The organism is Micromonospora pallida, assembly GCF_900090325.1.
GTDB lineage: Bacteria > Actinomycetota > Actinomycetes > Mycobacteriales > Micromonosporaceae > Micromonospora > Micromonospora pallida.
Genome location: NZ_FMHW01000002.1, coordinates 1,553,653 through 1,565,749 on the forward strand (window position 1 = coordinate 1,553,653; position 12,097 = coordinate 1,565,749).

General features: G+C 71.4%; 11 protein-coding genes and 1 pseudogene. 9 read left to right on the forward strand and 3 right to left on the reverse strand.

Annotated elements, in window-relative coordinates:
• Positions 1-54: 54 nt before the first annotated feature.
• Positions 55-972, reverse strand: a complete 918-nt coding sequence (locus tag GA0074692_RS06830; RefSeq protein WP_091652812.1) for a RecB family exonuclease — start codon at positions 970-972, stop codon at positions 55-57.
• Between the two features lie 257 nt (positions 973-1,229).
• Here GA0074692_RS06830 and GA0074692_RS06835 point away from each other — a divergent pair, with 257 nt between their 5' ends.
• Genes GA0074692_RS06835 through GA0074692_RS06845 form a run of 3 tightly spaced genes read left to right on the forward strand, consistent with a single transcriptional unit; the run spans position 1,230 to position 3,946 of the window.
• Positions 1,230-2,321, forward strand: coding sequence for a M50 family metallopeptidase (locus tag GA0074692_RS06835; protein ID WP_425413377.1), 1,092 nt, complete (start codon positions 1,230-1,232; stop codon positions 2,319-2,321).
• The gene (locus GA0074692_RS06840; protein ID WP_176738336.1) at positions 2,318-3,334 is read left to right on the forward strand and encodes a tRNA (adenine-N1)-methyltransferase; all 1,017 of its coding nucleotides are present in this window, start codon (positions 2,318-2,320) and stop codon (positions 3,332-3,334) included. The genes GA0074692_RS06835 and GA0074692_RS06840 overlap by 4 nt, the downstream gene beginning before the upstream one ends.
• A 39-nt stretch (positions 3,335-3,373) precedes the next feature.
• Complete coding sequence (locus tag GA0074692_RS06845; protein ID WP_091640517.1) at positions 3,374-3,946, forward strand: hypothetical protein; 573 nt, start codon at positions 3,374-3,376, stop codon at positions 3,944-3,946.
• A gap of 228 nt (positions 3,947-4,174) precedes the next feature.
• Here GA0074692_RS06845 and GA0074692_RS06850 read toward each other — a convergent pair whose 3' ends face one another.
• Entirely contained in the window at positions 4,175-4,462 is a 288-nt protein-coding gene (locus GA0074692_RS06850) for a ferredoxin (protein WP_091640518.1), read from the reverse strand.
• Between the two features lie 166 nt (positions 4,463-4,628).
• Here GA0074692_RS06850 and arc point away from each other — a divergent pair, with 166 nt between their 5' ends.
• The 6 genes from arc to prcA all read left to right on the forward strand — a co-directional run bounded on the left by arc (position 4,629) and on the right by prcA (position 10,750).
• Positions 4,629-6,410 carry a proteasome ATPase gene (gene arc / locus GA0074692_RS06855; RefSeq protein WP_091640520.1) on the forward strand — a complete coding sequence of 594 codons (1,782 nt, stop codon included), beginning with the start codon at positions 4,629-4,631 and terminating at the stop codon, positions 6,408-6,410.
• Between the two features lie 180 nt (positions 6,411-6,590).
• Positions 6,591-8,108: a depupylase/deamidase Dop gene (gene dop, locus GA0074692_RS06860; RefSeq protein WP_091640521.1), complete on the forward strand. Its 1,518-nt coding sequence runs from the start codon at positions 6,591-6,593 to the stop codon at positions 8,106-8,108.
• Positions 8,109-8,201: 93 nt separating this feature from the next.
• Positions 8,202-8,417: a ubiquitin-like protein Pup gene (locus GA0074692_RS06865; protein WP_036375672.1), complete on the forward strand. Its 216-nt coding sequence runs from the start codon at positions 8,202-8,204 to the stop codon at positions 8,415-8,417.
• Between the two features lie 5 nt (positions 8,418-8,422).
• Complete coding sequence (locus GA0074692_RS06870) at positions 8,423-9,094, forward strand: endonuclease VII domain-containing protein (protein WP_091640523.1); 672 nt, start codon at positions 8,423-8,425, stop codon at positions 9,092-9,094.
• A complete protein-coding gene (prcB, locus tag GA0074692_RS06875) occupies positions 9,013-9,852 on the forward strand; it encodes a proteasome subunit beta (protein WP_091640525.1) in 840 nt (279 codons plus the stop codon). The genes GA0074692_RS06870 and prcB overlap by 82 nt, the downstream gene beginning before the upstream one ends.
• Positions 9,853-9,916: 64 nt before the next feature.
• A complete protein-coding gene (gene prcA / locus GA0074692_RS06880; protein ID WP_091640527.1) occupies positions 9,917-10,750 on the forward strand; it encodes a proteasome subunit alpha in 834 nt (277 codons plus the stop codon).
• A gap of 201 nt (positions 10,751-10,951) precedes the next feature.
• On the opposite strand, the pseudogene rfbB reads toward prcA, so the two are convergent.
• A pseudogene (gene rfbB / locus GA0074692_RS06885) lies at positions 10,952-11,928 on the reverse strand (dTDP-glucose 4,6-dehydratase).
• Positions 11,929-12,097: the final 169 nt, after the last annotated feature.

The window sequence follows — 12,097 nt, forward strand, 5'->3', positions numbered from 1 at the left end:
CGTCGCCGACGGTGAACCCCGCCTCATCCTCACGGAGGAGAGCGACTCGTCCCCTCACTCGTCCGCGCCCGGCGGCGGAGCCGGCCGGGAACGGGCGTCCCGCAGCGGATCGGCGCTCGCCGCCGCCTCCGGGAACGGCGGTGGCGTCCCGCCGAAGGTCGGGCAGAGCGCCTGGTGGCTGCACCAGTCGCAGAGCCGGCTGGGCCGGGGTCGGAAGTCCCGGCGCTCGGTGGCCTGTTCGATCGCCCGCCACAGGGCCACCACCGTACGCTCGAACCGGGCCAGCTCCTCGGCGTCGGGGGTGTAGTCGCAGACCTCGGCGTCGCGCAGGTAGAGCAGGCGCAGCACCCGTGGCACCACGCCCCGGGTGCGCCACAGCACCAGGGCGTAGAACTTGAGCTGGAACAGCGCGCGGGCCTCGAACGCCTCCCTCGGCGCGCCGCCGGTCTTGTAGTCGACCACCCGTAGCGCCCCGTCCGGCGCCACGTCGAGCCGGTCGAGGTAACCCCGGATCAGCAGCTCGTCGTCGACCACCGCGGAGATCAGACTCTCCCGCTCGGCCGGCTCCAGCCGGCGCGGGTCCTCGACGGTGAAGTACCCGTCCAGCAGGGCGGCGGCGGAGCGGAGGAACTCGGCCACGGCAGCCGGGTCGCCGTCGGGGAACAGCGCCGCCAGCTCCGGCTGCTCGGTGACCAGCCGGTCCCACTGGGGGGCGACCAGGTCACCGGCGGCGACCGGGGTCCGGCCGTCGGCCGGCAGGTCGAACAGCCGCTCCAGCACGGCGTGCACCAGCGTGCCCCGGACCTGCTCCACCGACGGGCGCTCCGGCAGCCGGTCGATGCTGCGGAACCGGTAGAGCAGCGGGCAGGTCTTGAAGTCGGCAGCCCGGGACGGGGACAGCGACGCCCGTACCGTCGGCGGCACCTGTGCCGTAGCCGTCTGCTGCCGTGTGGTCACCGGTTCCGCCGTCATGCCCACGAAGGTTAGGGCACCGGTGTGACACCGGCATCTCCGCCGCTCCCGGTCCGCCCACGCCCCCGCCGTTGCCGCCCACGCCAGCCCACGTCCCCGCCGCTGCCGTCCGCGCCGCTCCCCGGTCAGCCGCGCGCCACCCGTGCCGGACCGGCCCGGACGTGCGCCCGGCACGGGTCCGTAGCATCGAACCGATGGAGGAGAAGCCCCGACCACGTGCCCGGCCCGACCGACGTTCCGGCCTGGCCGTGGGCCGGGTGTTCGGGGTGCCGCTGCACCTGAACACCTCGATGGTCCTGCTCGCCCTGCTGGTCACCGTCCTGTACGCGGTGTTCGCCCGCCAGCGGCTCGGCCTTTCCCCACTCGGCGGCTACCTCATCGGCCTCGGCTTCGTGGTCTCGCTGCTCGGCTCAGTGCTGCTGCACGAACTCGGGCACGCCCTGACCGCCCGCCGGTACGGCATCGGCGTGCGCGGGATCACCCTCGAACTGCTCGGCGGGTACACCGAGATGGACCGGGACGCCCCGACACCCCGGGTGGACCTGCTGATCTCCCTCGCCGGACCGGCGGTCTCGGCGGTGCTCGGCGTAGCCGCCGTGGCAGCCACCCTCGCCCTGCCCGACCGCACCCTGTTCCACCAGCTCGCCTTCCAGCTCGCGGTGAGCAACGTCGTCGTGGCGATCTTCAACATCCTGCCCGGCCTGCCGCTGGACGGCGGGCGGGCGCTGCGGGCGGCGATCTGGTCGGCCACCCGCGACCGGCACCTCGCCACCGAGATAGCCGGCTGGGTCGGGCGGGCGGTCGCCCTGGGCACGGCGGTCCTGGTCACCCTGCTGACCGTGCGGGACGTGCTGGCGCCGCTGGCGCTGCCCCTGGTGCTACTGGTCGCCGTGACGCTCTGGCGGGGCGCCGGTCAGTCGATCCGGCTCGCCCGGATGAGCCGACGGTTCCCGCTGGTCGACCTGTCCCGGCTGGCCCGCCCGGTACTCGGGGTGCCCAGCGGCACCCCACTGGCCGAGGCGCAGCGCCGCCGGGCCGAGAACGGGCCCCCGGACGCCGCGCTCGCCGTCACCGACGCCGCCGGTCGCCCGGTCGCCCTGGTCGACCCGGCCCGCGTCGCGGCGGTGCCACCCGAGCGGCGGCCCTGGCTGGCCGTCGACGAGGTGGCCCGGTCGCTGGCCGGGGTGCCCGCCCTCCCGGTCGGGCTGGACGGGGAACGCGTGGTGGAGGCCGTGCAGACCCACCCGGGCGCACAGTACGTCGTGACGTCAGGCGAAGATGTCGTCGGCGTTCTGCACATCGCGGATCTGGCGCAGCTCCTGGAACCCAAACGGAAGATGAACACGTGACCGCACACCCCACCGCCCCGCCGGCCGAGAACGGCATCCCGGTGCCCGCCGAACCGGCGGCGCTGCCTCCCGTGCACCGCGGGCCGTTCCGCCCCGGTGACCGGGTCCAGCTCACCGACCCGAAGGGGCGCATGCACACGGTCACCCTGGAACCGGGCAAGGCCTTTCACACCCACCGTGGCATCCTCGAACACGACGCGCTGATCGGTCAGCCCGACGGCAGCGTGGTGACCACCTCCGGCGGCGGCACCGCCTTCCTGGCCCTGCGGCCGCTGCTGTCGGACTACGTGCTCTCCATGCCGCGCGGCGCGCAGGTCATCTACCCGAAGGACTCGGCGCAGATCGTCGCGATGGGCGACATCTTCCCCGGCGCGAAGGTCCTCGAGGCCGGCGCCGGCTCCGGTGCGTTGAGCTGCTCGCTGCTGCGCGCGGTGGGCACCGGGGGCGAGCTGCACTCCTACGAGGTGCGCGACGACTTCGCCCAGATCGCCCGCCGCAACGTCGAGGCGTTCTTCAACGGCCCGCACCCGGCGTGGCGGCTGAACGTCGGCGACGTCGCCGACTGCCCGGAGACCGGGTTCGACCGGATCATCCTGGACATGCTCGCCCCGTGGGAGATGCTCGACATGGTCGAGCGGGCCCTCGTCCCCGGTGGGGTCCTGATCGGGTACGTGGCCACCACGCCGCAGCTCTCCGAACTGGTGGAGGCGCTGCGCGAGCGGGGTGGCTGGACCGAGCCGCGGGCCTGGGAGTCGCTGGTGCGGGACTGGCACGCCGAGGGCCTGGCGGTCCGCCCCGACCACCGGATGATCGCGCACACCGCCTTCCTGGTGTCCGCGCGTAAGCTCGCCCCCGGCGTCACCGCGCCGCCCCGGCGGCGCAAGCCCAGCAAGGGCACCGAGGCGTACGCGCAGCGCCGGCAGTTGCTGCGGGACGCCGAGGCGGCCCGGCTGGCGGCGACCCGGACAGCCGAGCCGGACGGAGTCGCGCCGGAGGAGACGGACGCCCCGTGACGGTCACGACGGCAACGTCGAGCGGAGGGAGGCGGTGGCATGAGCCGGCCGGGCATCGGCGGCGGTGACCTGCCTGCGGTCTTCCCGGACTGGTCGCCGTACCAGGATCTCGAATCGGCGGCCCGGGCCTACCTGCGGGACCCCGACGTGGCATTGGAGGCGCTCGGCGGGGTGCTGCGCGGCGCGTCCGTGCTGGGCTTCACCCTGGAACGCTTCGTCAACGAGGTCAACGGCGTGTGGCAGGAGGTGGTCGTCTGCGACGGCAGTCGACTGATCCTCTGGCACGGCGAGGACGTGCCGCCGGGGGAGGGCCCACCCGGTTCGATGACCTCCTCCCTGCGGGTGGTGCCGGTCTCCACCGTCACCGAGGTCGGCTGCCGTCGCCGCCTCACCCGCGCCGACAGCGGCGAGATCCGGGTCGACAGCATCGACGTCTACCTGCTGCTGACCTCGATGGACGAGGCGCCGCCCGGTGACGAGGTGGCGGGGGCGCCCCGGCACGACGCGTTGCGCTTCGGTAAGACGCTCGACGACGGCGGCGCGGGGCAGATCGCCCGGCTGGAGGAGTTCGCCCGGCTTGTCGCCTCGGTGGTCGGTCGTCCGGTCCTCTGACCGGGCCGGTCGTCCGCGCTGCGGCGGTGGGCCGGGCGCGGGCGGCGGCGGGTGGGCCGGGCGTGGCGGGCGTCCGGGGTCAGCCCCAGCCTTCGGGGCGGGGCCGGCGTCCGAAACGAGTCGCCGGCCGGGCTCCGTCGGGGTCCGGGGTCAGCTCGGTCGCCGGCCGGGCTCTATCGGGGTCCGGGGTCAGCTCGGTCGGGGTCCGGGGCCAGTCGCCGGGCGGGCTCAGTCGGCGTCCGGGCCGGCGACCTCGACCCCGTCGTCCCGGACGACGTGGATGCACTCGCCGGGGCATTCCTTCGCCGAGTCGATCACCTCGAGGCGCAGGTGGGCCGGGACGTCCACCCGGGCGCCCGGGGTCATCCGCAGCTCGCCGTCGGTGCCCTTGACGTACGCCAGGCCGTCGACGTCGAACTCGAAGACCTCCGGCGCGTACTGCACGCAGAGCCCGTCGCCCGTGCACAGGTCCTGGTCCACCCAGACCTGCAACTGGTCGGTCGCGACCTCCGGCATCGCTGCACCCCCATGCTTCTGTTTCCGCCCCCGACGGTACCCGAACCCCCGGACCCGTCTCGTCCGCGTCCCAGAGATCAAGGTTCAGCGCGTTGCGTGGGACCGAATCGGGCTCATAGCGGTTAGTGTTAGGGCAGAACGTTCAAGCCCCCCGGGGAGGTGGGACGTGGCACGCAGCGACGACGCGGATTCGCGCGCCGCACGGTGGGAGAAGGAGGCCCACGATCTCTCCACGCAGGTCGCGTTTCTCCAAGAGGAACTCGCTCTGGTGCGGCGCAAGTTGACCGAGAGCCCCCGACACGTCCGGCAGCTCGAAGAGCGCCTGGCGGCCACCCAGGCACAGTTGGCGCGGCTGACCGAGAACAACGAACGGCTCGTGAGCACCCTCAAGGAGGCTCGCGCGCAGATCGTGACGCTCAAGGAGGAGATCGACCGGCTGGCGCAGCCGCCCAGCGGTTACGGTGTCTTCCTCGCCCGGCACGACGACGGCACGGTGGACATCTTCACCGGCGGTCGCAAGCTCCGGGTGGCCGTCTCACCCTCACTGGACGCGAGCGAACTCCGTCGCGGCCAGGAGGTCCTGCTCAACGACGCGTTGAACATCGTCGACGCGTTCGGCTACGAGCGGGTCGGTGAGGTCGTGATGCTCAAGGAGGTGCTGGCGGGTCCCGCCGGCGAGCCGGGCGACCGGGCGCTGGTGGTCTCCCACTCCGACGAGGAGCGGATCGTGCACCTCGCCGAGACCCTGATCGGCTCGCCGATCCGGGCCGGCGACTCACTCATGATCGAGCCGCGTTCGGCGTACGCGTACGAGCGCATCCCGAAGAGTGAGGTCGAGGAGCTCGTCCTCGAGGAGGTGCCCGACGTCGGCTACACCGACATCGGTGGCCTCCAGGCGCAGATCGAGCAGATCCGCGACGCGGTGGAGCTGCCCTTCCTGCACGCCGACCTGTTCCGTGAGCACCAGCTCCGGCCGCCGAAGGGCATCCTGCTCTACGGCCCGCCGGGCTGCGGCAAGACGCTGATCGCCAAGGCGGTGGCCAACTCGCTGGCGAAGAAGATCGCCGAGCGGGAGGGCAAGGAGAAGCACACCAGCTTCTTCCTCAACATCAAGGGCCCCGAGCTGCTCAACAAGTACGTCGGTGAGACCGAGCGGCACATCCGGCTGATCTTCCAGCGGGCGCGGGAGAAGGCCAGCGAGGGCACCCCGGTCATCGTGTTCTTCGACGAGATGGACTCGATCTTCCGGACCCGGGGCTCCGGCGTCTCCTCGGACGTGGAGAACACCATCGTCCCGCAGCTCCTCAGCGAGATCGACGGCGTGGAGGGGCTGGAGAACGTCATCGTGATCGGCGCCTCCAACCGCGAGGACATGATCGACCCGGCCATCCTGCGGCCCGGCCGGCTCGACGTGAAGATCAAGATCGAGCGTCCGGACGCCGAGGCGGCCAAGGACATCTTCTCCAAGTACATCCTCTCCGGGCTGCCGCTGCACCCGGACGACCTGGCCGAGCACGGCAGTGACCCCCAGGCCACCGTCGCGGCCATGATCGACGCGGTCGTGCTGCGGATGTACTCGGAGACCGAGGAGAACCGCTTCCTCGAGGTCACCTACGCCAACGGCGACAAGGAAGTCCTCTACTTCAAGGACTTCAACTCCGGCGCGATGATCCAGAACATCGTCGACCGGGGCAAGAAGATGGCCATCAAGGCGTTCCTCACCTCCGGGCGCAAGGGGCTGCGGCTCCAGCACCTCCTCGACGCCTGCGTCGACGAGTTCCGGGAGAACGAGGATCTGCCCAACACCACCAACCCGGACGACTGGGCCCGGATCTCCGGCAAGAAGGGCGAGCGGATCGTCTACATCCGAACGCTCGTCTCCGGCGGCAAGGGCACTGAGTCCGGTCGGTCCATCGAGACCGCCAGCAACACCGGCCAGTACCTGTAACCCATCGACGGTCGGGAGCCCGTGGCGCGACACGCCGCGGGCTCCCGCGCGTCCCGGGCGGACGCTCGAAAAAGATCCTTTTCGCCGTACCCGGGCGGTCCGCCGCGCCCACTTCCCGCGTGACGCGGACTACGCTCAACGTGACACCGGAGCACGTTGGCGAGCGGAGCGGGCAGGTCGATGAGCGTACGACGGATCATGGGAACCGAGGTCGAGTACGGCATCTCCGTGCCTGGCCAGGCCGGAGCCAACCCGATGGTCACCTCGTCGCAGGTGGTCAACGCCTACGGCGCACGTCCCGAACTCAACCGGGGCGGCCGGGCGCGCTGGGACTACGAAGAGGAATCACCGCTGCGCGACGCCCGCGGCTTCACCTACTCCGGCGCCGCCTACGACCCCGCCGAGGCACTGGCCGACGAGGACCTGGGCCTGGCCAATGTCATCCTCACCAACGGCGCGCGGCTCTACGTCGACCACGCCCACCCGGAGTACTCCACCCCCGAGGTGACCAACCCGCGTGACGTGGTGCGCTGGGACAAGGCGGGGGAGCGAGTGATGGCGGAGGCGGCCCGGCGGGCGGCCACCATCCCCGGCACCCACCCGATCCACCTGTACAAGAACAACACCGACAACAAGGGCGCCAGCTACGGCGCGCACGAGAACTACCTGATGCGCCGGCAGACGCCCTTCGCCGACATCGTGGCGTACCTGACGCCGTTCTTCGTCACCCGGCAGATCGTCTGCGGTGCCGGCCGGGTCGGCATCGGCCAGGACGGCGGGCAGAGCGGCTTCCAGATTTCCCAGCGGGCCGACTTCTTCGAGGTCGAGGTGGGCCTGGAGACCACCCTCAAGCGGCCCATCATCAACACCCGGGACGAGCCGCACGCGGACGCCGACAAGTACCGCCGGCTGCACGTCATCATCGGCGACGCCAACCTGTCGGAGATCTCCACGTACCTGAAGGTCGGCACCACCGCCCTGATCCTGACCATGATCGAGGAGAAGGCACTCGGTCCGGACCTGGGCATCGCCGACCCGGTCAGCGAGCTGCGGACGGTCAGCCACGATCCGTCGCTGACCCACCGGATGCGGCTGCGCGACGGCCGCCGGCTGACCGCCCTGGACGTGCAGTGGGCGTACTACGAGCGGGTCCGGTCCTTCGTGGACGACCGGTACGGTGCCGACGCCGACGCGCAGACCCTGGACGTGCTGGAGCGGTGGGAGAGCGTGCTGGACCGGCTCGGCCGGGACGTCATGCTCTGCGCCGACGAGCTGGACTGGGTGGCCAAGCTGCGGCTGCTGGAGGGCTACCGGGAGCGGGAGAAGCTCGGCTGGGGATCGCACAAGCTCCAGCTCGTCGACCTCCAGTACTCCGACGTACGGCCGGAGAAGGGCCTCTACCACCGGCTGGTGTCGCGTGGGTCGATGAAGACGCTGCTGAGCGAGGACGAGAGCCGCCGGGCGATGACCGAGCCGCCGGAGGACACCCGGGCCTACTTCCGGGGCCGCTGCCTGGCCCAGTTCCCCTCTGAGGTGGTCGCGGCGAGCTGGGACTCGGTGATCTTCGACATCGGCCGGGAGTCGCTCGTCCGGGTGCCGATGATGGAGCCCGAGCGGGGTACGCGGCGACACGTCGGCGCGCTGTTCGACCGCTGTGAGAGCGCGAAGGACCTGCTGGAGACGTTGACCGGCGGCTGAGTCGGCGGACGGGGGCGAAAGCCGGTCGCGTGACCGGTTTTCGTCGCTTCCGCGAGGTAAGTTTCTGGCAAGCGATCGTGGAGGAGGCACCACATGGCTACTCGTGACAGCGGCGGTCAGTCCCAGTCGGGCAAGGCGCGCCAGGGCGAGGAGATCGAGGACGTCACCACCGAGGCGAACCCGGAGGTCGCCGAGCGGCACGCCGAGATCACCGAGGACGTCGACGACCTGCTCGACGAGATCGACTCCGTCCTCGAGGAAAACGCCGAGGAATTCGTGAGGGGCTATGTTCAGAAAGGCGGGGAATAGGGCACATGTCCGATTCGCCCAATGCGACGGACAAGCCCTGCCCGCAATGCGGACGAGTACTTCCTCTCACCGAGTTCCACCGTAATCGCCGCCGGGTCGACGGCCTCGCCTTCTACTGCAAGGCATGTGCGGCGACCCGGTCGGAGGCGAGTCGTCGCAGGCGTGGCATCGCGCCGCAGCGCAGATCGCCGACGCCGGTGGGAGACGGCCTGAAGTGGTGTCCGGACTGCGAGCAGATCAAGCCGCTGGCCGACTTTCCCACCACCTCAACCAAGGCCAGCGGCCGGCACAGCTATTGCAAGCCGTGCCACAACGCGCGCGGTAAGGAGACGGCACAGCGGCTCTACGGCGGAACGCGGGAGTACCACCTGCGGCGGCGGTACGGCATCGGGCAGAAGGAGTTCGACGAGCTTCTGGCCGAGCAGGATGGGGTCTGCGCGATCTGCGGCACCTCCGCGCCGCAACATGTGGACCACGATCACCGCACCGGGTGGGTGCGCGGGATACTCTGCTTCAACTGCAACGGTGGTCTTGGTCAGTTCCGTGACGACCAGTCACGGTTGGCCGGGGCGATCACGTACCTGAGAGGAACCACGTGGCAGCGGGTTTTGATCCATCCGGGCGTCTGGCAGCTGAGTTCACCAACGCGGGGACGTCCTCCTTCACCCAGTTCCTGAGTCGGGTGGCGCCGGAGCTGCTGCCGGGTCGACGGGCGCTGCCGCCGGGCATGGCCGCCGACCTCGCGCCGCACGCGACGACCATTGTGGCCATCTCTGCCGCGGGTGGCGTGGTGATGGCCGGCGACCGGCGGGCCACCATGGGCAACCTGATCGCCCAGCGGGACATCGAGAAGGTGCACCCGGCCGACGCGTACTCGCTGGTCGGTATCGCTGGCACCGCGGGCATCGGCATCGAGCTGATGCGGCTGTTCCAGGTGGAGCTGGAGCACTACGAGAAGATCGAGGGCGCGATGCTCTCGCTCGACGGTAAGGCCAACCGGCTCGCCGCGATGATCCGGGGCAACCTTGGCGCGGCGATGCAGGGCCTCGCGGTGATCCCGCTCTTCGCCGGCTTCGACCTGGCCGCCCCCGATCCCGCGCGGGCCGGTCGGATCTTCAGCTTCGATGTCACCGGTGGCCCGTACGAGGAGACCGGGTACGACGCGATCGGCTCCGGTTCGATCTTCGCCCGGTCCGCCCTGAAGAAGCGGTTCCGCGCCGGGCTCTCCATCGAGGAGGCGACCCGGCTCGCGGTGGAGGCGCTCTACGACGCGGCCGACGACGACACCGCCACCGGTGGCCCGGACCTGACCCGCCGGATCTACCCGGTGGTGATGACCGCGACGGCGGAGGGGACGCACCGGCTCACCGCGGAGGAGACCGCCACGCTCGCGGAGAGCGTCGTGGCGGGCCGGATGGAGAACCCGGGCGGCTGACCCCGCTCCCCAGTCAGCAGCAACCAGCAGCCGTCAGCACAGCGCCTGAAGGAGAACCGCCGTCGTGGCCATGCAGTTCTACGCTTCGCCCGAACAGATCATGCGCGACCGCTCCGAGCTGGCCCGCAAGGGCATCGCCCGGGGTCGTAGCGCGGTGGTCCTGAGCTATTCGGGTGGGGTGCTCTTCGTCGCGGAGAATCTCTCCAGCGCCCTGCACAAGGTCAGTGAGATCTACGACCGGATCGGCTTCGCCGCGGTCGGTCGGTACAACGAGTTCGAGAACCTGCGGCGTGCCGGGGTGCGGATGGCCGATCTCAACGGCCTCAGCTACGACCGGCGGGACGTGACCGGCCGGGCCATCGCGAACTGGTACGCGCAGATCCTCGGCACGATCTTCACCGAGCAGTCGAAGCCGTTCGAGGTGGAGCTCTGCGTGGCGCAGGTGGGCGCCTCGGCGGAGGAGGACGAGCTCTACCGGCTCACCTACGACGGGTCGGTGAACGACGAGCCGGGCCGGATGGCGATGGGCGGCCAGGCGGAGGCGATCTCCGGGGTGCTCAAGTCGGAGCACCGTCCGGACATGTCGCTGGCCGAGGCGGTCAAGGTCGCGGTGAAGGCGCTGGGCAGCGTCGGTGGCGAGGGTGGTACGGCGCGGACCATCGCCGCCAACCAGCTCGAGGTGGCGGTGCTGGACCGCAAGCGGGTCGGGCGGACCTTCCGCCGGGTCACCGGGGCGGCGCTGACCGCGTTGCTGGACGGCGGGGAGGAGCCGGCCGACGCGGCCGGGGAGGAGCCGAAGCCGCCGTCGGCCCCGGCGGGGAAGCCGACCACCTCGGCCGGCTCGGCGGACCTGGAGGGGCAGGCCCCGGAGGAGTCCGCCGGCTCGACGGAGGAGTGACCCCGACCGGCAGCTGACCGGGTCGCCAACCGGCGACCGGACGGCTGCCGGTCGTACGTGCACCGGAGTTCTGCGGCCACGGCCCGCTGCGGCGTGCCGTGGCCCGCGCCCTCCGGGTACGTCGCCGCGTCGATGCCCCGTGCTCGTGGTGGCGTGGGGCGTGGCCGAGAGCGGGGCGGGTCGGGCACGTCGACGGTCCACTCAGGGGCGGTGCTTCAGGGGTCGCCACCAGGCCCGGTTCGACCGGTACCAGTCGATCGTGGCCGTCAGTCCGGTAGCCAGGTCGACGCGGGGGCGTAGCCCAGTTCCTGGCGGCTGCGGGTGGTGTCGAGCGAGTAGCGCCGGTCGTGGCCCTTGCGGTCGGCGACCGGGCGTACCCGGTCCCAGTCGGCCCCGCAGGCGGTGAGGATCCGCCCGGTCAGGTCCCGGTTGGTCAGCTCGGTGTCTCCGGCGAGGTGGTAGATCCGGCCGGCGTGGCCGTGCCGCTGGGCCAGGACGATGCCGTGGCAGTGGTCGTCGACGTGCAGCCAGTCGCGGACGTTGCCGCCGTCGCCGTAGAGCGGCAGCGGCTGCCCGTCGATCAGGTTGGTGACGAAGAGCGGGACCAGCTTCTCCGGATACTGGTAGGGGCCGTAGGTGTTGGTGCCCCGGGTGACGACCACGTCCAGGTCATGGGTGTGGTGGTAGGCCAGCGCAAGCAGGTCCGCCGCGGCCTTGGAGGCCGAGTACGGCGACGAGGGGACCACCGGCGCGGTCTCGGTCCACGAGCCGGCGTCGATCGAGCCGTACACCTCGTCGGTGGAGACCTGCACGAACCGGCCGACGCGGTGGCGTAGGGCCGCGTCGAGCAGGGTCTGGGTGCCCAGCACGTTGGTGCTGACGAAGGCGGCCGCGCCGACGATGGAACGGTCCACGTGGGACTCGGCGGCGAAGTGCACGACCAGGTCGTGTCCGGCCACGGTGGCGTTGACCAGGTCGGCGTCCCGGACATCGCCGTGGACCACTCGCAGACGGGGGTCGGCGCGGACGGCGGCGAGGGCGCCTCTCGTACCGGCGTAGGTGAAGCTGTCCAGGACGGTGAGGGCGGTCGGGACGACCTCGGGTTCGGCGCCGCGCAGCAGGCGTCGTACGTAGGCCGATCCGATGAAGCCGGCGCCGCCGGTGACGAGGATCCTCACAGGTGGCCAACTCTACGCCCGGCGGCCGGACAGCAGGCCGGGACGGCAGCGCGGTGGGCGGGCGTGGACCGTGGTAACGGCGCGGATCGTGGCGGTGGCGTGCTGAACGGCGGTGGCGTGCTGAACGGCGCGGGATCGTGGGGTGGTGCGGTGAGCGGCGCGGATCGTG